The 21,736-nt window shown below is 65.6% G+C and carries 19 protein-coding genes; 2 read left to right on the forward strand and 17 right to left on the reverse strand.

The genetic code is table 11. The features are described 5' to 3' along the window. Positions 1-29: 29 nt before the first annotated feature. Positions 30-1,310: a nucleotide sugar dehydrogenase gene (locus EV670_RS07475; protein WP_130431214.1), complete on the reverse strand. Its 1,281-nt coding sequence runs from the start codon at positions 1,308-1,310 to the stop codon at positions 30-32. A 461-nt stretch (positions 1,311-1,771) separates the two neighbouring features. Then, a complete protein-coding gene (locus EV670_RS18810) occupies positions 1,772-2,326 on the reverse strand; it encodes a hypothetical protein (RefSeq protein WP_242616875.1) in 555 nt (184 codons plus the stop codon). A 38-nt stretch (positions 2,327-2,364) separates the two neighbouring features. Here EV670_RS18810 and EV670_RS18990 point away from each other — a divergent pair, with 38 nt between their 5' ends. After that, complete coding sequence (locus EV670_RS18990; protein ID WP_423213570.1) at positions 2,365-2,553, forward strand: fibronectin type III domain-containing protein; 189 nt, start codon at positions 2,365-2,367, stop codon at positions 2,551-2,553. Between the two features lie 29 nt (positions 2,554-2,582). Beyond that, positions 2,583-3,938, forward strand: a complete 1,356-nt coding sequence (locus EV670_RS07485) for a hypothetical protein (protein WP_130431216.1) — start codon at positions 2,583-2,585, stop codon at positions 3,936-3,938. 143 nt (positions 3,939-4,081) lie between these two features. On the opposite strand, the gene EV670_RS07490 is transcribed toward EV670_RS07485, so the two are convergent. The 15 genes from EV670_RS07490 to EV670_RS07560 form a co-directional block, all read right to left on the reverse strand. Beyond that, positions 4,082-5,401 (reverse strand): Coenzyme F420 hydrogenase/dehydrogenase, beta subunit C-terminal domain, encoded by a 1,320-nt coding sequence (locus EV670_RS07490; protein WP_130431217.1) that lies wholly within the window; start codon positions 5,399-5,401, stop codon positions 4,082-4,084. Continuing rightward, positions 5,398-6,744 carry a polysaccharide pyruvyl transferase family protein gene (locus tag EV670_RS07495; RefSeq protein ID WP_130431218.1) on the reverse strand — a complete coding sequence of 449 codons (1,347 nt, stop codon included), beginning with the start codon at positions 6,742-6,744 and terminating at the stop codon, positions 5,398-5,400. Before EV670_RS07495 ends, EV670_RS07490 begins: the two co-directional genes overlap by 4 nt. Before the next feature lie 6 nt (positions 6,745-6,750). Further along, positions 6,751-7,713 carry a glycosyltransferase family 2 protein gene (locus EV670_RS07500; RefSeq protein ID WP_130431219.1) on the reverse strand — a complete coding sequence of 321 codons (963 nt, stop codon included), beginning with the start codon at positions 7,711-7,713 and terminating at the stop codon, positions 6,751-6,753. After that, positions 7,713-9,692, reverse strand: coding sequence for an asparagine synthase (glutamine-hydrolyzing) (asnB, locus tag EV670_RS07505; RefSeq protein WP_130431220.1), 1,980 nt, complete (start codon positions 9,690-9,692; stop codon positions 7,713-7,715). The genes EV670_RS07500 and asnB overlap by 1 nt, the downstream gene beginning before the upstream one ends. Beyond that, positions 9,613-10,488, reverse strand: a complete 876-nt coding sequence (locus EV670_RS07510) for a glycosyltransferase family 2 protein (protein ID WP_130431221.1) — start codon at positions 10,486-10,488, stop codon at positions 9,613-9,615. The genes asnB and EV670_RS07510 overlap by 80 nt, the downstream gene beginning before the upstream one ends. Before the next feature lie 14 nt (positions 10,489-10,502). Then, positions 10,503-11,381, reverse strand: coding sequence for a polysaccharide deacetylase family protein (locus EV670_RS07515; protein ID WP_165393262.1), 879 nt, complete (start codon positions 11,379-11,381; stop codon positions 10,503-10,505). Beyond that, complete coding sequence (locus tag EV670_RS07520; protein WP_130431223.1) at positions 11,371-12,708, reverse strand: glycosyltransferase family 4 protein; 1,338 nt, start codon at positions 12,706-12,708, stop codon at positions 11,371-11,373. Before EV670_RS07520 ends, EV670_RS07515 begins: the two co-directional genes overlap by 11 nt. Continuing rightward, positions 12,624-13,397, reverse strand: coding sequence for a glycosyltransferase (locus EV670_RS07525; protein WP_130431224.1), 774 nt, complete (start codon positions 13,395-13,397; stop codon positions 12,624-12,626). Before EV670_RS07525 ends, EV670_RS07520 begins: the two co-directional genes overlap by 85 nt. Before the next feature lie 32 nt (positions 13,398-13,429). Continuing rightward, positions 13,430-14,224: a class I SAM-dependent methyltransferase gene (locus tag EV670_RS07530; protein ID WP_165393263.1), complete on the reverse strand. Its 795-nt coding sequence runs from the start codon at positions 14,222-14,224 to the stop codon at positions 13,430-13,432. 47 nt (positions 14,225-14,271) lie between these two features. Then, positions 14,272-15,672: an O-antigen ligase family protein gene (locus EV670_RS07535; RefSeq protein WP_130431226.1), complete on the reverse strand. Its 1,401-nt coding sequence runs from the start codon at positions 15,670-15,672 to the stop codon at positions 14,272-14,274. Between the two features lie 9 nt (positions 15,673-15,681). Next, positions 15,682-16,974 (reverse strand): glycosyltransferase family 4 protein, encoded by a 1,293-nt coding sequence (locus EV670_RS07540; RefSeq protein WP_165393264.1) that lies wholly within the window; start codon positions 16,972-16,974, stop codon positions 15,682-15,684. A 71-nt stretch (positions 16,975-17,045) separates the two neighbouring features. After that, positions 17,046-18,047 carry a glycosyltransferase family 2 protein gene (locus tag EV670_RS07545; RefSeq protein WP_130431228.1) on the reverse strand — a complete coding sequence of 334 codons (1,002 nt, stop codon included), beginning with the start codon at positions 18,045-18,047 and terminating at the stop codon, positions 17,046-17,048. Further along, complete coding sequence (locus tag EV670_RS07550) at positions 18,044-19,600, reverse strand: O-antigen translocase (protein WP_130431229.1); 1,557 nt, start codon at positions 19,598-19,600, stop codon at positions 18,044-18,046. The genes EV670_RS07545 and EV670_RS07550 overlap by 4 nt, the downstream gene beginning before the upstream one ends. Continuing rightward, positions 19,597-20,751, reverse strand: coding sequence for a DegT/DnrJ/EryC1/StrS family aminotransferase (locus tag EV670_RS07555; protein WP_130431230.1), 1,155 nt, complete (start codon positions 20,749-20,751; stop codon positions 19,597-19,599). The genes EV670_RS07550 and EV670_RS07555 overlap by 4 nt, the downstream gene beginning before the upstream one ends. Further along, positions 20,748-21,725, reverse strand: coding sequence for an NAD-dependent epimerase/dehydratase family protein (locus EV670_RS07560; protein ID WP_130431231.1), 978 nt, complete (start codon positions 21,723-21,725; stop codon positions 20,748-20,750). The genes EV670_RS07555 and EV670_RS07560 overlap by 4 nt, the downstream gene beginning before the upstream one ends. Positions 21,726-21,736 lie beyond the last annotated feature (11 nt).

Raw genomic sequence — 21,736 nt, forward strand, 5'->3', positions numbered from 1 at the left:
TCTGCAGCTGGCGGTCGACCAGGGCCGACTCAAAGCCGCCAGACGCACAGCCCGGCGTCGCGCAGTGCGTCGGCAGGGAAGCGAGACTTGACGTCGGCGAAGACACCGCCCTTGACGATCTTGCGCGAGATGTCTTCGACCGTGAGCTTCTGCAGGCTCTTGTGGGCGACCGCAGCAACGATGGCGTCGGCACGTGGCAGCTCATTCCACGGCAGCAGGCGCAGGCCGTATTCGTGCATCGCCTCGACGGGGTCTGCCTCGTCGTCGTGGACGAACACCTCGACCCCGTAGTTGCGCAGCTCGGCAATGATGTCGACCACCTTGCTGTTGCGCAGGTCGGCGCAGTCCTCCTTGAAGGTCAGGCCAAGGACGTTGACCCTTGAGCCCTTGACGTAGCCACCGCAGGCGATCATCTGCTTGACGGTCTGCTCCGCAACGAACTTGCCCATGCCGTCATTGATGCGGCGCCCGGCGAGGATCACCTCCGGGTGATAGCCGAGCATCACCGCCTTGTGCGTCAGGTAGTAGGGGTCGACGCCGATGCAGTGGCCACCCACCAAGCCTGGCCGGTACTTCAGGAAGTTCCACTTGGTGCCAGCCGCATCGAGGACCTCGGTGGTGTCGATACCGACCTTCTCGAAGATGATGGCCAGTTCGTTCATCAGCGCGATGTTGAGGTCACGCTGAGTGTTTTCGATCACTTTGCAGGCTTCGGCCGTCTTGATGCAACTGACCCGGTGGACGCCAGGCTTGACGATGCGCTCGTACAGCGCGGCGACCCGCTCGAGCGTCTCTGGCCCGTCGCCGGCCACCACCTTGACTACCGTCGTCAGCGTGTGCTCGCGATCACCCGGATTGATGCGCTCGGGGCTGTAGCCCACAAAGAAGTCCTGCCGCCATTTCATGCCCGAGGCCTGCTCCAGCACGGGAATGCAGACCTCTTCGGTAGCTCCGGGGTAGACGGTCGATTCGTAGACAACCGTCGTGCCCTTCTTCATGTGCGCGCCGATCGCGCGACTGGCCGAAACGAGCGGTCCGAAATCAGGGATGTGCGCTCCATCGACCGGGGTCGGCACGGCGACGATGATGATGTCGGCCTCGCCGAGCAGCATCGGATCGTCGGTGTACAGCGCGTGCGTCGCGAGCTGCATCTCCGCGTCCGGAATCTCGCGCGACGGGTCGGTGCCGGCCCGGCACTTCTCGACCTTGTGCTTCAGGATGTCGAAGCCGATGGTTCGACCCAGCTTGCCGAACTCCACAACGAGCGGCAGGCCGATGTAGCCCAGCCCGACAACAGCGACGATTGGCATGATCCACCTCCCCCATGTGGTGCCATCCGCGGCACTCTCTCGCAGAGGATAGGGGCTCGAACATGCTGTCGCGTTTGCCGTAGGCCACACTTGCCCCCCGCGACCGAAGGGCGCCGATGCCTGATTCCATCAAGGCCCGGCAGGGGCTGATGCAACACGCTCGCCAAGCTGACTGGTGTGAATTGGCAACAGGAGGCGCTGAGCGCGTTTCGAGTTACGCCACCTGCCGCTCGCCCTCAGGTGCAGCGCAGCATTGAGCATTAAGTCGCAGTTCGGCCCGGCTTCTTGGCCGGCCGGCAAGTCGGGCAATCGCCAACACCGGAAACACACGGTTACCAGCGGGGGCGGGCACTTACAGCCCTGGAGCACTGCACGGCAATACTGCGACCGGTAGCCCTCAAGTTGGGGGCGACCGTATGCCAGTTCCGCATCACGTCCACCGCTCCGCGCACTTCTTCCGATCATGACCTTTGAGTCTCGTTCGTCCTCCGCCGTGGCAGCACTGCTGTCGACGGTCGCGTTGCTGAGCGGATGCGGCGGCGGCGACGAAAGCACGGACGTCGTTGGCAGCGAGCAGGTCGTGACCCCGGCTCCGGCACCCGCTCCGGCACCCGCTCCGGCACCTGCTCCGGCACCTGCTCCGGCACCTGCTCCGGCACCTGCTCCGGCACCCGCTCCGGCTCCGGCTCCGGCTCCGGCTCCGGCTCCGGCTCCGGCTCCGGCTCCGGCTCCGGCTCCGGCTCCGGCTCCGGCTCCGGCACCTGCTCCGGCACCCGCTCCGGCTCCGGCACCTGCTCCGGCACCTGCTCCGGCACCTGCTCCGGCACCTGCTCCGGCACCTGCTCCGGCACCTGCTCCGGCACCTGCTCCGGCACCCGCTCCGGCACCTGCTCCGGCACCTGCTCCGGCACCTGCTCCGGCACCTGCTCCGGCACCCGCTCCGGCACCCGCTCCGGCACCCGCTCCGGCTCCGGCTCCGGCTCCGGCTCCGGCTGTTTCGACTGCGGCTCTGACATGGAACGCCGCGACTGGCGCGCCCGTCACCGGCTACCGTGTGTACTACGGTGCGACATCAGGGGCCTACGTGCAAGCACGAGGAGCAGGCATCGCAGTGGGCAATGTCACCCAGTACACGGTGACCGCACTTCAGGGCGGTCGTACCTACTACTTCACCGTTACCGCAGTCGACTCCGCTGGTAACGAAAGTCCCTATTCCAACGAAGCGACCAAGCTGATTCCGTAGTCTGGGTCTTGAACGTGAAGCAACTAACCATGAACCGAACTCTCTATCCGTTGCTGATGGCTGCGGTGACCCTGACTGCCGGCGCCGCTGAGGCAGCGACGAAGTACGTCCGCCCGGGCGCGACGGGAAGCAACAACGGAAGCGACTGGACCAATGCCTACACCGCGTTGCCTTCGAGCCTCACGCGCGGTGACGTCTACTACCTGGCGGATGGGAGTTACGGCTCCCGTACGTTCTCCGACGCCAACAGCGGCACAACGGCCATCACGATCAGAAAAGCGACCGAGACCGACCACGGCACGGACACGGGCTGGTCGAGCACCTATGGCGACGGCCAGGCCATCTTCAGCAACTGGCAGATCTACACGGACTACTACGTGTTCGACGGGCAGCGCCGCAACGGCGACTGGCACCTTGGCACCACCTCGCAGTACGGCATTCGTGTTGCCGGTCGCTCTCCCGTGCGCTTGGACAACGGTAGCGGCACTGGCGGCGACAGCCTCACGTTCCGCTATATCGACATCCAGGGCGGCGGTCGCGACACCGGGAGCGGCGACGACGTGATCTACGGCTTGGCCGGTAACAGCAACATCACATTCCAATACTGCGCGCTGCACGACTCCGACCGCACGATCTTCTTGATGCGCGGCAACTGGAAGAACCTGCTGGTCGATCACAGCTACATCGCGCGCAACACAAGCACGCCGGCAATCCATGGCGAGATGCTGTCGATGACAGAGAGCACCGACGTCACGTGGAGCAACAACGTGATGGAGGACATCGAGGGAACGGCGTTCATTGCCGGCCTCAACGGTGGCACCGTTGCGAACTGGAAGATTTTTGGCAACGTCGCGTTCCACTCGGCCGCGTACGCAGCGGATACCGGCCGCAAGTCGGGCCACAACTTCGGAGTCGCCGGCTTCATCTTCATTGCCAACGACGCCAGCAACAACAACACAGGCAACAACTTCCTCGTCTACAACAACACCTTCATGAACCTGAAGGGCAGTTACAGCGGGGTTGTCATTCAGAAGGGCTCCGGGCACGAGGTCAAGAACAACATCTGGTACGGGAGCGTTCGCACGAACAACTCGTTCAGTGGCACGATGAGCCACAACTGGTACTACAACACCCAGCAGGACGGGGATTCGACATCGACCAAGACCGTCTGCACGTCCAACTGCGACGTGTTCAAGTCGATCACGGGCAAGGACTTCCGCCTGAAGAGTGCGACGCCCGCCGGTACCGCACTCGCGGCGACCCCCTACGGCAAGGACGGTGACGGCATCGTGCGCGGCGCCGACGGCACCTGGGATCGTGGTGCCTACGAGTACGGCGGCGCGGTCGTGACGCTGCCGGCCCCGACCAGCCTCACGGTCAAGTGACACATTGAGGCTCGGACCGCAGCAGCTACCTGCCGCGGCCTCGATCGACAAGCAAGGAGGGTCATGCGGTCGTCGCCAAGCGACGACTGCAGGACCCTCCAGTCATTTGCGCGCGCACCACGACCACATCGCGCAACGCCGGCTCAGCGCTGCACAGGCGGAACCTGGACACCCAGCGTCGGAGCCTCGCTGCGCAGCCAGGGGCTGCCCAGCGGCCGGTGGTAGCGGCGCGTGATCACACGACGCGCCGTGCCGATCACGGAGCGCAGCTTGTGGCGCCACGGGATCGCCAGCCAGTTGCGGAACAGCGCGAAGCCTTCAAAGCGCGGCGCCGGTACGGCGAGCGCTCGCATCGTCCAGATACGCCCCCAGATGGCGCCGCGCTTGAGTTGCAGTTCGCGCTGCGACATCTGCAACAGCTCGGGCCGGACCGGCTCGAGTCGCACGTAGCCAGCCTCGATCGCCGCACGCACGATCTCGCGCCCGCGCTGCGTGCGCACGACGACGAGCGACTGACCCGGCTCATCGTCCTCGAGTTCGCGATACCAGGGGTCGCCGCATGCGATGTCGGCGAACTCGCTGGTGCCATCGGGGCAAAGGTGGCAGCGGTAGGGCCGGTACTTCTGAAGAAAGCCCCAAGCCTCGGCATAGGTCGCGAGATCCCGCCAGGCCTCCGGCTCCCGCTTGAGGCGAACTGCGAAGCTTCCGGGCCAGCCACGCCCGCGATAGCGCACATCCTCGACCTCGGCCGGGTCGAGCCCATGCTCATGCAACAGGTCGAGCGTGCCCTGCGTGCTGGGAGTTCCGGCGCAGAAGATCCCGATCGCGAGACCGAGATTGCGCTCCAGGCGCGGCCGGATTGCTCCGGCCTTTCGCACGGCTTCGACGTCGCAGGGCTTGCCGATGAAGACACAAGGTGCCGGTGCATCCTCGATCCACTCGAGGTGGTCGCAGGGCGACGCCGGCGCGTAGCGCGATCCGGTCGCGGCAAGAACTTCATCGCGCGTGCGACTGAGCTGCGTCCGGTTGCGCCAGCGCGCCTTCTCGTCACTGCCGATATGCACCAGGCCGTGCATGCCACCGCGTTCGACGCAGTACAGCGCAAGTGCGCTGGCAAGTCCGCCCGACGAGCCGTCGCGGCGTAGCGCCGCATCGGCGGCGTGCCCCTCCCAGACTTCCAGCACCGGCCCCCAACTCGGCGCCAACGCCTTGTTGAACCCCGCCGTCGCCGGCTGGCTGGCATGTGAGATGCCAATACCCGGGCAGACCGTCAGGCAGTCCGTGCAGTCGCCGCATCCGTTGCCGGTCGACACCGGCCGCAGTCCATCGTCGAGAAGATCAACCATCTGCAGCTTCTTCTCCGGGCAGACCGACACGCACGCGCCGCAACCGATGCACATGCGATGGCGCGCGACATCGGTCGCGTCATTCAACGTCGGAAGAATCGCGATCGAGTGGTTCATGCAACGGAGTCCAGCAGGCCAAGCACGCGTGCGCGCACGGCAGGTATCGCCAGCTCGAGTTGAGCGGCAAGCGTCTCGCGCTCATCGAAGCAGCGTGTGGCGAGTTCCTCGATTGCGGACAACGACTGCCGGCGCGGATCAGCAACGAAGGCGCCGGCGCCAACGCTGTCGAACACGCCGGCGAACTTGTCGCTGTAGGCGATCCCGACGGTCGGCACCGCCTGCGACAAAGCCGCGATGCAGGCGTGCATCCGGGCGCCGACGAACATGTCGCACAACCCGATCACATGCTTGATCTCGCTCTGGTCATACACGCCTCGCGCACGGAACAGCCGCCCCGGATACCTCGCACAGAGGCGTGAGTAGATTTCCTCGATGGCGGCGGTGTCGCACTCGTCGTGCGCGCCGAATACATGCGGGACGAGCAACACGCGCGCCTGCCTGCGTTCGATAAACAGGGCGATCAGCCGTTCGACCAGCGTTGCGTAGTCGACGCCGAGACCGAACATGTTGCTGCCGCTGTAGCCGCCGATCATCAGCAGCCCGCTGACGTTGAGACCGACCAGCGGGCCATCCTCGCTCGAGCGCTCGCAAGCGAGACCATCGAGGTCGAGCGCGACTGGCGCCCGAGGCTCGAGAACGAAGCCCATGTCGGGACAGAAGCGTGCGTGGTCTGTGATCTGGCCGATCTCGGTGACTCCGCCCTCGTCACGCGTATAGACCAGTTGCGCCCGACGCAGCAACGAACGCGCCATCATTCGGACCATGGGCCGCTGAAACGGTCCGATGGTCTGCGGCAACAGCACCAGCGGCTTTCCGAGCAGGAGAATCAGCCACTGCGGCAGCGTCACGTAGAAGAATCGGCCCAGGCCGTAGATGTCGCTGAAGCTGTCGCCGCCCGAGACGGCCAGCGCCAGATCGCAATCGTCGATCAACGCCAGCCAGCGGTTGCGGCCGATCAGGCGCGCACGCATCTTCGGACCGAACCAGCGCGCAATCACCGCTACCAGCAACAGGCGCGCGATGTTGTTGCGGAGATGCGGCTTCCAGGAGAAGCGCAGATTGATCAGCGGCACCTCGACGACGCGGCCACCGATCTGAGGGCGATCCACGGTGGCCTCGCGCCCGTAGTCCAGCAGCAGGACCTCGGCCCGCGGGAAGCGCTGCGCGACGATCGTCAATGCGCCGGCAGCAAGCGCGCCGACGCCCATGTTGCCGGTCCCGAAGCCGGCACCAAGGAGCAGCACTCTCTTGCGGCGCATGGAGCTGCCGGCGACGGCGCCGGTCCGGGGACTCGGCACGACCGTATCCGCCAGTGGAGTTGCAATGTGAGAGGCGTTCATTCGACCTCAGCGCGCCGGAGTACCCCTGAGGCCAAGCGACCAGAGCAGCAGGTCGCCGTGCCTCGCCATGAAGTCGCGCGCCCGCGGCGAGTTCTCGCTCCTGCGCCAGACCCAGAGCGGCAGGCTGGCGGCGCCGACCACGAGGCGCGCGCCGGCGCCGATCGACACCGCGCCGCGGTAGGCGAGCGCGCGCACCGGTCCGAAGTTCTTGCGCAGGAAGTAGTAGTTCGAGGCGCGCTGGAACAGCGGTGCGAAGCTGCGTCCCTTCTTGCGGCTGGCTGCGCCTTCGTGGTGATAGATCACCTCGGTCGCCAGGTAGTAGAGCTGCAATTGAAGACGGCCAAGACGGCAGCAGAGATCGAGATCCTCGCCATACATGAAGAGCTGCTCGTCAAAGCCACCCAACTGCTCGACGAGTTCGCGCCGAACCATCATGCAGGCTCCCGACAGGCAGTCGACCACGCGGCTGTCTTCGTGGTCCCAGTAGCCCAGTTCACGCGCACTGAACAGACGGCTGCTCGGGAACACGCGGTCGAGCAGCAGCATCGAGGACAGCTCGTTGCGCGGCGACGGGAAGGCGCTCGCGCAAGTCAGTTGGATCGAGCCATCGGAGTTCAGGATCCGGCATCCGACTGCGCCGCTCGCGGGGTCGCGCTGCAAGAACTGCCACATGCCGGCCACCGCGTTGGTCACCAGCTCGGTGTCAGGGTTGAGATAGAGAACGAAGTCGCCGGTCGCGTGCCGCGCCGCGAGATTGCTGCCGCGCGCAAAGCCGAGATTGGCCCCCGCCGCCACCAGCTTCACCTGCGGGAACTGTTGGCCCACCATTGCCGCGCTGCCATCGGAGGATTCGTTGTCGACGACGATCACTTCGTAGTCGATGCCCTCGGTGCAGCTCGCGATCGAACGCAGGCACGCGCGCAACAACTCGCGGGTGTTCCAGTTGACGATGCAGATCGAGACGTCCATCACGCGCCCCTCATGAAGCGACGGTGCCACATCTCGAAGGACACCAGCAGATAGATGTGCCGCATGTAGTTTTCTCGACCCTGGCCATGCAGGTCGACCAGCCGACGGACATAGTCGACATCGAAGTACTGGCGGATCGACGAGTCGGCGCTGAACAGCGCCGACTCGACATGCTGAAGCAGCTTCGAGCGCAGCCACTGCTGCACCGGATTGTCGAAACCCTTCTTCTTGCGATGCACGACGGCCGGCGGTAGCCAGCGCTCGAGCGCTTTCTTGTGCAGGTACTTGCCGCTGGAGGAGCGCAACTTGTAGCGCGTCGGCAGCGTCTCGACGAACTCGACCAGGCGGCGGTCGAGGAACGGCACGCGCGACTCGATCGAGTTGGCCATCGACATCTTGTCGTTCACCATCAGCAGGTCGTCCGGCAGGCTCGCTCTGGTGTCCATGTAGAGCATCTGGCTCACCGGGTCCATCGACGCGACATCGCGCTGCAGGTGGGCCAGCGCCTCGCGCGCCTCGTAGGCCTGGTAGCCGATCTCGGCACGCATGTCCTGGCTGAACAGCCGCGAGCGCATTTCCGGCGTGAAGAAGGAGTAGATCTTGGTGAAGCGCGTGAGGTCGTCTGGCTCATCGAGCGTCGCCACGCCGCGCTTGAGCCGCTCGTTGCGCGGCAGCGCCTGCACCGCCGGCTTGATCAGCCCGCCGGTCAGCCAGCGCGGCAGTCGCCGGTAGCTCTCCGACAACTGGACGCCCAGGTGGCGCTGGTATCCGGCCCAGGGCTCGTCGGCTCCTTGGCCGGTGAGTACGACCTTCACCCGGCGGCTCGCGATCAGGCTGACAAAGTAGAACGCCGCCGCGCTCTCGTTGCCGACCGGTTCCTCGAGATCCCACATGTAGCGCTCGAAGTACTGCTCGTAGTCCGAGGCGCCGACGATCATCTGCTCGTGATCGGTGCCGAAGTGCCGGGCGAGGTCGCTCGCATCGTCCGTCTCGTTGCTCTTCTCCCCACCTTCGAAGCCGATCGTGAAGGTGTGGATCCGGCCGGTGAGCTGGCGGCGCATGGCCGACAGCAGCGAGGCCGAGTCGACGCCGGAACTGAGGAACAGACCCACCGGCACGTCGCTGCGCAGTTGCAGGCGCACGGCACTGTCGACCAGCTCGAGGTACTCCTCGATCAGCGCGCCCTCGTTGGGGTCGCTAAGGTGCTTCGGCACCCAGTTCCAAAAGCGCCGGATCGATATGCCGGCCTGGTCGGCGACCATGAAGTGGCCCGGAGGCAGCTTGCTGATGCCCGAGAACAGCGTGCGCGGCGATGGCACGTAGCGGAAAGTGAAAAGTTCGCCGAGCGCACGCAGGTCGACATCGCGCGTGCAGTCCGGGTAGGACAGAAGCGACTTGACCTCTGAGCCGAACAGCAGCGTGTTGCCGGTGCGGTGGTAGTAAAGCGGCTTGACGCCGAGATGATCGCGCGCAAGAAAGAGGCGCCGCTCGCGGCCATCCCACAGCGCGAAGGAGAACATCCCGTTGAACCGGTTCAGGCAGTCCGTTCCCCACTGCTCGTAGGCATGGACGATGACCTCGGTATCGGACCTGGTCTTGAAGCGATGGCCGGCGGCGATGAGCTCGTCGCGGAGTTCGATGAAGTTGTAGATCTCGCCGTTGAAGACGACCTGGATGCTGTCGTCTTCGTTGCCTATCGGCTGGCTCCCGCCTTCGAGATCGATGATGCTGAGCCGCCGGTGGCCGAGCCCGATTGCGCCGTCGACGAACAGGCCCGAACCGTCGGGGCCGCGGTGATGCAGGGTGTCGGTCATCGACTGCAGACGGTCGCGATCGACCGGAGCACCGTCCAGATTGAAGATTCCGCTGATTCCGCACATTGCTTCGCTGCCCTGTCGATTAGCTAGGTTCCTGGGCGCGCGTGCGACCACCCAGCAGCCGACGGTTGAGCATCGACCGGTAGTAGCGCGCTTCGGCATCGCTGACCAGCCGCTGGCGGCGCGCGACGAGCGGCACCAGGTAGCCGGTCAGCATCGCAGCGCCGCCAAGCAGGTAGGGCTTGGCTGTGCAGGCTCGGTGCGCCACTTTCGCGAGCAGGAACATGGGGCCCCCGCCGGTCTGGTAGTAGATCTCGCCGTGGAAGCGATGCGTGCTCAAGCTGCCCATCGCCGCCCCTTCCGGCTTGAGGTGGCGAAAGCGTATGTCGTCAAAGTGACCGGTGCGCCAACCTAGGAGTCCGGCACGGATCTCGTCGACCGTATCCCAGCCCTTCCTGGCGACGAAGCCGCCGATCTGCTCGAAGCACCGGCGCCGCACGACCTTCGATGCACCGGCCGCGTGGTAGGTCGGCATCGAAACGGGCTCCCACCGGCCCTGGTGCTCTTCGCAATAGACGCCAGAGGCGATGCCCCAGCGTGGATCGGCCTGCATGCGCCCGACCACGCGTTCGAAGTAGTCGGGCTCGAGCTCGACGTCGCCGTCGAGCTTGACCACGAACTCGTAGTCGAGCTCGGGATCGAGCGCCGCAAGCCCCAGGCTGAAGGCCTCCACCTCCGCGCTGCCCAAGCGACGACGGGTCGACCCGGTGGAGACGACGTCGATCCAGTCGACGCCGCCCATCATCTCGCGGACGATCTGCGCGGTGCGGTCAGTCGAGCCATCGTCGACGATGAGCCAACGCAGTGGTCGGTGGGTCTGCCCGAGTACCGATGCAACAGTCCTCGCGATGAAGCTCTCCTCATCGCGGACGGGAGTAACGATCACGTACGGAGCCATGCTGTCCTCGGCCTTCAGGCGCCGGCCCGGGAACCAAGCACGGCGCGCGCGCGCTTGCGCAAGCGCTGCCCGGTCCGCAACCAGTCGTAGTGGCCGTCAAGCTTGGCACCGAGCAGCGCGGCATCGTCGCAATCGTTGACAGGCAACCGCGGCAGCAGCCAGGCATCGTCGCCGACACGCGCGCGACCGATCGCCGTCGTGACTCCGGCCCTGTAGCCGGCGCGGTCGAGCTGCTCACGCAAGCGGCCGGTGAAGTGCGCGTCCTCTTCCGGGAAGCGATAAGGGTAGGAGAACAGCGTCACCGCCTGGCCGCTCGCGTCTTCGAGCACCGACTTGGACAAGCGCAATTCGCGAGCGAGAGCGAGTTCGTCGAGCGTGTACAGGCGGCAATGGCTGTGCGAGTGCGAACCGAACTCGACGCCATCGGCAACGAGGCCGCGAATCTCCGCGGCGTCGAGGCAGTCGCGGCCGGTGACGAAGGACTTGCCGATGTAGGCGGTTGGCATGAACACCGTCGCGCCGAAGCCGGCGCGCTGGAGGATGGGCCAGGCCACGGTGCGAAAGTCGCGGAAGCCGTCGTCGAAGGTCAGCACGACCTTGCGCTGCAGCGCGCCCAAGTCCGCGGCGGCCAACAGGCGCATCGCCTCGGACAGCGTGATGCCTTGGAGGCCTCGCTCGCGCAGGCAGCGCACCTGGGCCTCGAAGCTGCGCGGCGTCGTCACGGTGCGGAAGTACGGATGCACGTCGCGATCGATATCGTCGGCAACGCTGTGATACATCAGGAGCGGGATCGTCGGCGCCTCGGCCGAGGCGCCGATGCGCCGCAACGGCGCGAACAGCCCGAGCGTGAGCAGCCGATCGACGCGCAGCCCTGCGAATGCCTCAGCGACCATCGACGAGCTCCTGAACGATCGAGAAATAGCGACTCTTGTTGACGCCCCAGCTGTTGTGCTGCACGTGCTCGAGCGCCCGCGCCGCGAGCTCCTTGCCAAGCGCGCGGTCGCGGTAGGCATCGAGCAGCACACGCGCAAGGTCCTCCTCGTCGCCGGCCCGGAAGTAGCGAAGCAGCGTGGCATCGAAGTAGTGCCGGTCGATGCGCGTGTCCGCGACCACCAGCGGAACGCCGAGCGCCATGAACTCGAGAATCTTGGTGCTGAAGGCCTCGCCTCCGAACTTGTCGTCGCGCTTCGGTACCACGCCAAGATCGGCATTTGCCATCACCGCAGCGACCTCTCGCAGCGGCACCGGTTGGTGCAGCCGGACCCGATCGGCCAGGTCGAGTTCCGCGATGAGCCGCTCGAGTTCCGCGCGCGCCGGACCCTCGCCGTGGATGTGGAATTCCATTCCCGGCGTTTCGTGACGGACCAGCGCAAAAGCCCGGATGGCGATGTCGAGTCCCTGATGCCAGTTCAGCGTTCCGGGGTACGACAGCACGAAGCGGCCATCGTCGGCGGCTCGTGTCCGAAGCTCCGGACGAAACACGTTCAGGTCTGGATAGTTGATGAACGACGAGCACTTTTCGCGCGCTGTCGCGCGCGCCGCGATCTTCTCCAGCCAGAGATCGTTGGCGATGATCACGTGGTCGGCAAATGCCGCCGACCCGCGTTCGACGAGCTTCAGCGCCTTGAATACGAGTGAGTCGTGACCGACGCCGAACTTCGCCGCGTAGAACTCGGGCACGATGTCGTGAATGTCCAGGATGACGCGTGCGCCGCTGAGCTTGGGCAGCAGGGCCGCGAACACCTCGAAGTCCGGCACCGAGTGCACGTGGATCAGGTCATAGGAGCGCGTCCAGTGCCGGCGGCTCAACTCGAACATCGAGCGCAGGAAGAAGCGACCGATGCGAGTCAGGTAGGCAAGCTTGCTGCGTTCGTTCTTCTGCCTTGTCTGGACCCGCAGCACGCGTACGCCATTGATCGACACATCGCGTGGCTGCCCCTCGCGCGCAAGCACGATGGCGTCGACCTCGGCGCCTTCCTGCGCCAGCGCCTCGGCATAGCGCATGACTCGACCGTCGTTCTCGTAGAACGTGTAGGCAACCATGCAGACACGCAGCGGACGACTGCGGTCGCGCACGGTGGCCACGGATCGGCTCGCGCGGACCTCGGAATCCAGGATGGACGGAGTTGCCGTGTTCATTCGAAGCCCAGTCGGCGCGCGATGGCCGCGCTGTCGTAGTTGCGGTCGAGCGTGCGGCGATCGACGCCGGCGTGACGCCACTCACTCAGGCGGTGGCGCAGTCGCAAGCGCAGGTAGCGCGGCCCCGCGGGCAGCAGCGGTGCGGCGCAACTCTCGATTGGCAGGCGGTCGCGCCACTTCGCAGCGACATGGCGGTAGGCCTCGAAGTAGTCCGCCCCCAGGTAGCGGCTTGGGCGCGAGTTATGGATCGCCGGTGCGCAGACGACGAAGGCACCGTGCCCGCCAGCCAGCGCCTGCTGCACGATGTCGGTGCCGTAGACATGGAAGCCAGGCAGCGCATCGTCGAAGCGAATGCCCGAACTCCGTCGCAGCACGATCAGCAACTCGTCGACCGACTGGACGGGAGCGGGCTGTTCGAACTTGCTGCCAAAGACGGCGTTCAGACCGGAACTCCACACCTGTCCGACGTGCCGACCGTCAGTGCCGATGCCATAGATGCCGAGCACCGCCCAGCGCGGCTGCAGCCGTTCGACGCGCTCGATCTGCTCCAAGAGTCGCTCGCTCCAGCCGCTTGGCAGATAGACGTCCTGATGCGCGAACACCACGACGTCGTGGCGCGCCGCCCGCAGCCCCGCGTTGTAGGCGGCGGCCGCAGACTTGCACCCGCGCTGCAGATGCAGGCCTACGCCTGGCAGCGCAAGCACCGGCGACCTGAGCAGGTTCCGCCCGAGGACATCCTCGTCATTGGTGGCCGCAACGATATCGAGCATGGGTAGTTCCGCGCAGTCGGGTGGCTGAAGTTCTAGGCCGGCGTGGCGTGCATCGGCAACTGCGGCGGCCGTGCCGAGAAGCCGAGGCTGCCACGTCGCACGATGACCGCCTCGATGTCCGAACGAAACATCGGCACCTTGGCGATGGCGCGCTTGAGCAGCGCCTTGACGCCGCGCGCGTCGGGCGACTCGGACGAGTACCAGCGAATGCCGACATCGAAGTCCGGCGAGAGCAAGGCGAAGTAGCGCCGGATCTCCCACGCCGAATACTCCTTCCAGTGGTGACCGTAGGTCACGCTGCCCATGATCTCGTCGAGGCCGATGCCGATGCCACGCAAGCGCAGCAGGTCGAGAAGCTGCCGCACGAATGCGGCCGGCCGCAACGCGTTCGGCGTCGACAGATAGATGACGCCACCCGGCTTAAGCAACTCGTAGACGCGGGCCCAGAACCGGACCGGATTGAAGGTGATGTGCTCGAGGATCTCGGTAAAGACGATCAGGTCGAACTGGCCCTCGAGGCCGGGCAGGAATTCGCCCGATTCGATGGCGTTGACGGCGAAGTTCTGGATGTCGTGACGCCGGGCGCGCTCCACGACAAATCCAGCCTCCGCGAACAGGCCGATATCCATGCCAACGACTTCGTAGCCCAACTCGCGCAACAACACGCTCTGGTGGAGATAGTGGCTGCCGATATCCAGCACTTTCCCGCCGGCAGGACACACCTCCGCGATCCGCGCCGCGGCGCGCATGTAGCGCGTGATCTGCCCCTGCAGGTAGTTGTCGTCTCCGCCGTGCTGGCCCTCGACCGTCCTGGCAAGCGCCGCCACGGCCTGCGCCAGGTGGGTGGCGACTACGAGTTCCTCGGCGCCCAGGGTCAGCATCGGTGGCCTCCAACTTGATGGGAAACAGCAGGATCCAGCCGCCCGGTCACTCGGCGCTCACGGTTGCGCCAGGGGTTGGTACCGCCGGCAATGCCGTCGGGAGGCTTCGCCGCCTCGGCTGCGGTGCCGTCCGGCACCAGCGTGCCTGCTGTCGCGAGCATCGCCAGCAGCAGGTACCAGTTCACGATGTTCTGGTCGAAGTACGGCACCGAGATGTAGTTGAAGCAGTGCACCAGCAAGGAGGCGCCAAGCGCCCAGAGGAAGCGCTGCTCGCCGCGATCGGCACTTTCCCAGGCGTGCACGGCACGACCCGCCGAGCCAAAGCCGCGGACGATGATCACGATGAAAAGTACCAGCGAGATCAGGCCACCCTGCACTGCGATCAGCACGTACTGGTTGGTCACGTCGAACATGTAGTAGCCCCAATGCGCGGTCGAGTACGTGCCGACCAGCCACCATTCGGAGAAGCGGTTGACCGCGTGATCGATCAGGATCGCGCGGTGATACGACGTCGAGCCGCCAAAGACGCCGACCCGGGCGAGCAGGAACCACACGGGCGCAGCCATGACCAGGTGCAATGTGAGTACGGTGAGTCCCAGACCCCAGCGCACGGTGCGCATGTGCTGGCGCCAGGGCCACATCGCCAAGGCAATCACGCCAGCGCCGGCCGCCATCACGGGCCCGCTGGAGCCGGAGGTGACGACAATCACCAGCGCCGAGACGATGCCGATGAGCGCCGTCGAGCGCTTGCCATCGCGCTGCCACCAGAGCCCGACGAAGAGCGGCAGCAACGCGCTGCCAAAGGCTCCGGCCAGGATCGGGTGCATGAACGGCCCCTGGCACCGAATGACGCCTTCGCGCACCAGCGCATTGGGCGGCACGCCGCCGAAGGCCGCAAAGGGGTTCTGCCCCGACAATTTCTCGACGATCATGCTGATCGCCACCGGAGCCACCATCAGCGCGAACAGGCGCACAACAAAGCGCATCTCGTCAACGTTGCGCACCAGTACGCGAAACAGGAAGTAGAGACCGAGCGCGTCGTAGGCCAGGCCAAGCCGATTGACGAAGGCAGAGCTTGTCTGCCACAGCGCCGTGTAGGTCACGATGCTCGCAACGACCCACCAGACCATTGCGCGATCAAGCGGACTCGGCTTGTCGAGCTGCGCCTCGCCGCGCATCAGCATGCGCACGAAGCCGAACAGCACCAGCAAGCGGATCAGCGTGAAGTTGAGGTCGAGGATCAGGATGCGCTGGCCCATCGTCATGTAGCAGACCAGCGCGACGATCGGCACCACGGCATGCCGACGCGGCAGCACCAGCATCAGCAAGCACATCAGCAGGCCGAAGATCAGGCCGAAGGCGCTGATGTTGGTGGCGTTGTCGGTGGCGTACACGGCGCGACCTCAGGCGGCTTCCAGGCACCGCTCGACGCTGCGCAGCAGCCTGGGTCCCTGAGCGTCAATGCTGTGCTCGCGCAGTACCCGCTGACGGCCGGCCTCCCCCAGGCGCGCTCCAAGCTCGGGCTGGCATGCCAGTTCCCGCAGTGCCGCGACGAAGGCGGTCAAGTTCAGGTAGGGAACAACGCGCCCGGCGTCGCCGGCCACGAACTCCGGCGTGCCACCAGCCATCGCAAAGCACACCACCGGCAGGCGATGCGTGGCCGCTTCGAGGGCGACCAGCGGAAAGGGATCCTCGCGCGATGTGAGTGCGAAGGCATCCATGGCGCAGTAGTAGGCAGACACATCTGCCGTTGCTGGCACCCTGCAGCAAACCGCCTCCAAGCCCAGTTGCTTGACATCGAAGTCGAACTGCATTGCTTCAGGAGATCCGCACTGCGCACCACCTACCCACAGAAAGTGCACCCGCTGTGCGCCGTCGGCGCGCTGTGCGAGCCGCGCGATCTGCAGGAACAGGTCAGTGCCCTTGCGCCAACCCAGACCGCCACAGCCGCCAACCACGAACGCGTCTTCTGGCAGACCTAGCTGATGGCGAACCTTGGCCCGAAGCTCCGCCCGAATTGCCAAGGACGGGGCTTCGTCGGGAACAAAGCCGTATATCTGGTCGATGCACTCCGGCCTGACGGCGTAGCCGCTGCTCAACGCCTGCGCGACTGCGCGCGAGACCGCGACGACTCTATTGGCAGCACGCAGTGCCCCTCGCGCCCCGTCATCCGGTAGCGTCAGTCCGAGCGCATAGGGAAGCTCGTGGATGTGCCAGATCAACGGTGGGGGCCGATCGCCGAGCGCCGCGACGTACGGCCAGACCGCCGCCGTGTTTGCGTACACCAAGTCGTACCGACGGCCAAGCGTCAATGCACGAAGCTTGGCGCGCAACCAAGCCGACGCGACCGGTCGCGCCCACCTGGACGGCAGCAGCCGAATCGGGTACGGCATGCTCGACACGATGGTCACGGATGCAATAGCGCGGAAGTCCTCGACAAGCGGCCCGTGTCCATCGCTCACGACATCAATCTGAAAGTTGCCGTGCTGCTTGAGCCAGCGCAACATTTGCAGCAACAGCAGGCTTGCGCCGTTGCGCGACATTGCGTGGCTGAACACCAACACGCGCCTCGCAGGCTTGCTGTGCGCCGGCGTTTCGACTGAGTGCGCTTTCGATCGCTCTTGAGTCTCGTGGCCGGCCGAGATCAATGTGCGCAGATGGCGCTGCGCTTGACGGGTTTCGGCGCTGGGGTTCATCGACTCGACACCGTCGCTCAGGCCAAGAGCTCTGATATCCACATGCGCGACACCAAGGAGGCGACGAAACACTACGCGGAGAGCCGCCATGGGGTGGCAAGCGTGCGCAGCGCTCGCCACGCGCGCGGTCCGATCAACTGCTTGAGCGCTAGCTTCTGCCATTGAGGGCTGCGACGTATCGCCGGGTTCAGTTCCTCGGCAAACGAGCAAAGTGCTCTGACCGCTGTATCGTCAGAAGCAAGGACCGCATCTCCAGCCATGCCGACCGCGGTCATGCTCAGCACACGAAGCGCATCGGCGCGCAATGCAACAGCGTGCTCGAGCCTGCCGCCCCAGGCACGGAAGAAGTAGTCGACCGCATCTCGTCGACCGCGGAGATCTCCTAGGCCGTGCCGATCCTGCGAGTACGCGGTCGACATGTTCAGATCATGGCGGCGGTACACGGCCTGAAAGTCGTGAACGAAGCCAACCCCTCCCAGTACGGCCAGTCGCCACCACATCTCCATGTCCGCGGTATGAGGAAGCGAGGCCAGATACCCACCGCTTCCCTTCACCATCTCGGTCGATGTCACGGCCGTCGGTGTTGGAACAATGTTTGTTGCCTTGGACAGCCTGATGAACTGATCGGCGCCGATGACTTCCGTTGCGGCGCCAGTGCCTTCGAGCGCGCTGCAACGCTGGTCAGTCAGGCGGCCGTTCGCCGTCAACACTTTGCTGTTGCCAAACACCAGCCCGAGCCGCGGGTGACGGTCAAAGACGTCGATTGCACGCCCTAGTGCACCGGGGAGCAGATAGTCATCCGCCGACAGCAGCATCGACAGCTGCGCCGCGCACCAATCGATGCCCTCGTTGTAGGTGGCGATGTGCCCCGCGTTCTTCGGATGGCGCACAAAGGTCACTCGCCGATCCGCACGTGCAAGTTCTTGGGCGACATCGGGAGTGTTGTCCTGCGAAGCGTCATCAATGATGAGCACGCGCAAATCGCTGACCGACTGCGACAGAACGCTTTCGACGCATTCACGCAGGAATGCTCCGTAGTTGTAGCAGGGCACTACTACGTCAATGGACTTCACGTGCGTTGTCCCTTTAGCAATGCGCGCAGACGTGCCCAGGGCACGAGGTCTGCTTCAGACAACAGGACCAGCGACCTGACGGCGTAGCCGCTGACGAGCAGCAACGCCGCACCGGACATGAGATGTGCCCAAGCGCTACCGAAGTAGGGCGCGATCCAGGCAAGTGCGGCGCATGCCGCATACGCGAGCAGAAGCCTAGCGTTCGCCTGGCTCCAGGCGAACCCAACAAGTCTGCGAGCCACGACCGCAATCAAAACGAGGTGAAACATGTTGGCTAGCAAGAAGCTGATACCAGCGCCCACCAGACCGAACTTCCCGACTAGTGTCCAGCAGAGCGCGAGATACAGCGCGGTCCAGCCGGCATCAACGGCAACGAAGAGTGCCCGTCGATTTTTAGCAATCACGACATAGCCGATCGGCCAGCTCACCACCCTGACGGCCATTCCGAGGCAGATCCAACGCAGCACGTCGACAGCCGCTGCGAACTGCGGGCTGTAGAACATCGGCACCAGCAGTGGCGCGAGAATCAGCGTACCGATCACACCGGGTCCGCCAAGCAGGACGCTGACACGGGTCTGCTCGTTGACCAGCTGGTTCATCTGGTCGTGTTGCGTCGCCAAGCCCACCAGTCGCGGATAGAAGTCAGCGCTCATTGCGCCGAGGATGAAGCCCACGTACAGCCCACCCAGCGTCCAGGCCGCCTGGAAGTACCCGGCCGACTCGAGACCGCCGTTGTGCAGCACGATCAGGCGCACGACGTACGAAGCCGCCATCATCAACAGGCCGCTTGCCATGAAGGCAAAGCCCAGTTGGAGCAGCGGGCGACTCTCACGCCAGGTGTCAGACCACGCCACCGCAACGCGGCTGATGTCCAGGCGCCGTGCGTAGTGCCACACGATCAGCACTTGGACGGCGGCGCTGGCAACCAGGGCAGGCGCCACGCCGGCCTCGCCCAGCCAGAAAACGATCAACACCGTGGCAACCGCGCTGACGGCAGCGCCCCAGGCCCCAATGCGTGCCAGGTCGGCGATGCGCCTCGCCCCCTGCAGCACGGCCGCGTGGCCACTGGCGATCAGCCTGAGGAATACGGCCAGTGCCAGCAGCGCGACCGCGCCAGCGTGGCGCTCGTCACCAAAGCTGAGTCTTGCGATTGGCGCACTGAGCACTACAACCAGCAACGCGCCACTCAGACCCAGCAGCCACGCAACACGCCTGAGCACGGCGGCGCTTCGGCCCACTCGCTCGGTATCGCCAGCAGCCTGAGCTTCGGCGATCTGCCGCACGCCGCTGTTGTTGATGCCCATGCTCGCCAGGCTGTGAGCCAGGTCGGCGATTGCAGACAACATGCCCATCAGGCCAAAGCCCGCCGGACCCAGCAGCACAGCCACCACCTTCGTGCGCACGATGGAGACGGCAATGTTGATTGCCGAGGACCCGCCCATCAGCATGCAGGCCGAGAGGATCTGCTGATAGCTGCTTTTCACCGGCGCCGCTGGCGCCAGTGCGGCACCCTCCGACGTCGCATGCGCCGTCGATGCCGGTGTCGGGTTCATGCGAAGGCGTTGGTCGTCGCGCACGCCTGCGCCAGCGCTTCGGCCACCTGGCCCTGCTGTTGCGGCGTCATCCCCGGGAACAGCGGCAGCAGAATGCAGCGATCCTGCGCCGCTTCGGAGCGCGGCAGCGGGTGCGGTCGCGTCATGCCGGCATAGGCCGGCTCCCGGTGGCTGCACATGATGCCGCGACGGGTACCAACGCCGGCATCGAGCATCTGTTGCATGACCTGGCGCTGGTCGCAATGCGCGGGCAGTTGCACGCAGTAGCTCTGCCAATTCGTACGCGCCCAGGCGGGCTCCGAGGGCAGCGACAGCCCACGGATGTCGGCCAGCAACGCCGGGTACTGCGCGCCAAGTGCACGACGCTCGCTCACGATGCCCGGCAGGCGCTTGAGCTGCTCGCGGGCCACCGCGGCCTGGATGTCGGTCATGCGGTAGTTGAAGCCGACCTCCGGGTATTGCTCGAAGATGACCTGGGCAGCGCCATGGCGCACCGAGGCCGGCACGCTCATCGCATGCTGGCGCAGCAGTCGGTAGCGCTGATCCCAATCGGCATGACGCGTCGTCAGCACGCCGCCATCGCCGGTGCTGATCACCTTGCGCGGATGCAATGAGAAGCAGGCCACGTCGCCATGCGGGCGGCCGATCGGCTCCCATTGGCCGTTCCAGAGCACCTCGCTGCCGACGGCGCAGGCCGCGTCTTCGACCAGTGGCAACCCGTGCGCGCGCGCCAGCGGCACCAGGGCCGCTAGGTCGCACGGCAGGCCGATCTGGTGGACGCAGAGGATGGCCCGCGTACGCGGCGTGATGGCGGCCTCGACGAGGCGCGGATCGATGTTGTAGCTGTGCGGCTCGATGTCGACGAACACCGGTGTCGCGCCACAGTAGCGAACGCTGTTCGCGGTAGCGATGTACGAATGGCTGACGGTGATGACTTCGTCACCAAGCCCGACACCCGCCACCAGCAACGCAAGGTGCAGCGCGGTGGTGCAGTTGGACACCGCGCAGGCATGCGGCGCACCAACCAGGTTTGCGAACTCGTTCTCGAAGGCCGCGACCTCCGGCCCCTGGGTGGTCCAGCCGCTGAGGATGACGCGGCGCGCGGCCTCGGCCTCGGGCTCGCCCATCAGTGGGCGCGTGATCGGGATCATGCGGCCTCCGCCTTGACGGTCTGCGCCTGCCACCAGGACACGAGGCGCTCGAGCCCTTCGTCGAGATCAGTCTGTGCCTTGAAGCCGAGCTGGCGTTCAGCCTTGGCGGTGTCGGCAAGCCGCCTCGAGACCGGATTGACCTGACGCTCGGGGCCAAACTCGGGGCTATCGTCTGCCCCCATCACACGCGAGAGCGCGGCCGCCAGTTCGCGCAGGCTCGTCTCGGTGCCACTGGCCACATTGAACACCTCGTCGCTGACGTCGGAGGCCAGCGCCAGCACGTTGGCGCGCGCCACGTCGTCGATGTAGACGAAGTCCATGGTCTGCAGCCCGTCGCCCAGGATCAGCGGCGGCTGCCCGGCGGCAATGCGCTCCATCCAGCGGATCAGCACCTCGGTGTACTTGCCGTGAATGTCCATCCGCGGCCCGTAGACGTTGAAGTAGCGCAGCGCCACGTAGGGCAGCCCGTACATCGCGTGGTACGAGCGCAGCAGCCCCTCGAGCATCACCTTGCTGGTGCCGTACCAGGTCTGGTTGTTGTACGGATGGTGGTCCTCGGGAGTCGGAAAGACGGTTGCCAGGCCGTAGATCGACGCCGACGACGCGGCGACCAGGCGCTTGACGCCCGTAGCACGCGCGGCCTCGACAACGTTGAAGCTGCCGTCGCACATGACCTGCAGCGCCTCACGCGTATCGGCCGCGCAGGCGGTGATGCGAAGCGCCGCCATGTGCAGCACGGCGTCGACGCCACGCATCGCCGTCTGCACGGCGTGCGGGTCACGGATGTCAGCCACCGTCAGGCTCACACGCCGGTCGCCCAGTGCGCGCTCGACGTTGTGCAGCGTGCCGCGGCTCATGTTGTCGACGATGTGGATGCGCGCCGGCGAATGCTCGCGCAACAACAGATCGATCGTGCTCGAGCCGATCAGGCCGCAGCCGCCGGTCACGAGGATGCTTGCACCGTCGAGCTTCATTGGGTCACCAA

This window comes from Rivibacter subsaxonicus, from assembly GCF_004217215.1.
GTDB lineage: Bacteria > Pseudomonadota > Gammaproteobacteria > Burkholderiales > Burkholderiaceae_C > Rivibacter > Rivibacter subsaxonicus.

What these genes read in the sequence shown, in the direction of transcription:
- EV670_RS07475 (WP_130431214.1), bottom strand. Translation starts at nt 1,310, where the DNA reads ATGCCAATCGTCGCTGTTGTCGGGCTGGGCTACATCGGCCTGCCGCTC.
- EV670_RS18810 (WP_242616875.1), bottom strand. Translation starts at nt 2,326, where the DNA reads ATGTCAGAGCCGCAGTCGAAACAGCCGGAGCCGGAGCCGGAGCCGGAG.
- EV670_RS07485 (WP_130431216.1), top strand. Translation starts at nt 2,583, where the DNA reads ATGAACCGAACTCTCTATCCGTTGCTGATGGCTGCGGTGACCCTGACT.
- EV670_RS07490 (WP_130431217.1), bottom strand. Translation starts at nt 5,401, where the DNA reads ATGAACCACTCGATCGCGATTCTTCCGACGTTGAATGACGCGACCGAT.
- EV670_RS07495 (WP_130431218.1), bottom strand. Translation starts at nt 6,744, where the DNA reads ATGAACGCCTCTCACATTGCAACTCCACTGGCGGATACGGTCGTGCCG.
- EV670_RS07500 (WP_130431219.1), bottom strand. Translation starts at nt 7,713, where the DNA reads ATGGACGTCTCGATCTGCATCGTCAACTGGAACACCCGCGAGTTGTTG.
- asnB (WP_130431220.1), bottom strand. Translation starts at nt 9,692, where the DNA reads ATGCCGAAGCGCGCTACTACCGGTCGATGCTCAACCGTCGGCTGCTGG.
- EV670_RS07510 (WP_130431221.1), bottom strand. Translation starts at nt 10,488, where the DNA reads ATGGCTCCGTACGTGATCGTTACTCCCGTCCGCGATGAGGAGAGCTTC.
- EV670_RS07515 (WP_165393262.1), bottom strand. Translation starts at nt 11,381, where the DNA reads ATGGTCGCTGAGGCATTCGCAGGGCTGCGCGTCGATCGGCTGCTCACG.
- EV670_RS07525 (WP_130431224.1), bottom strand. Translation starts at nt 13,397, where the DNA reads ATGCTCGATATCGTTGCGGCCACCAATGACGAGGATGTCCTCGGGCGG.
- EV670_RS07540 (WP_165393264.1), bottom strand. Translation starts at nt 16,974, where the DNA reads ATGAACCCCAGCGCCGAAACCCGTCAAGCGCAGCGCCATCTGCGCACA.
- EV670_RS07550 (WP_130431229.1), bottom strand. Translation starts at nt 19,600, where the DNA reads ATGAACCCGACACCGGCATCGACGGCGCATGCGACGTCGGAGGGTGCC.
- EV670_RS07555 (WP_130431230.1), bottom strand. Translation starts at nt 20,751, where the DNA reads ATGATCCCGATCACGCGCCCACTGATGGGCGAGCCCGAGGCCGAGGCC.
- EV670_RS07560 (WP_130431231.1), bottom strand. Translation starts at nt 21,725, where the DNA reads ATGAAGCTCGACGGTGCAAGCATCCTCGTGACCGGCGGCTGCGGCCTG.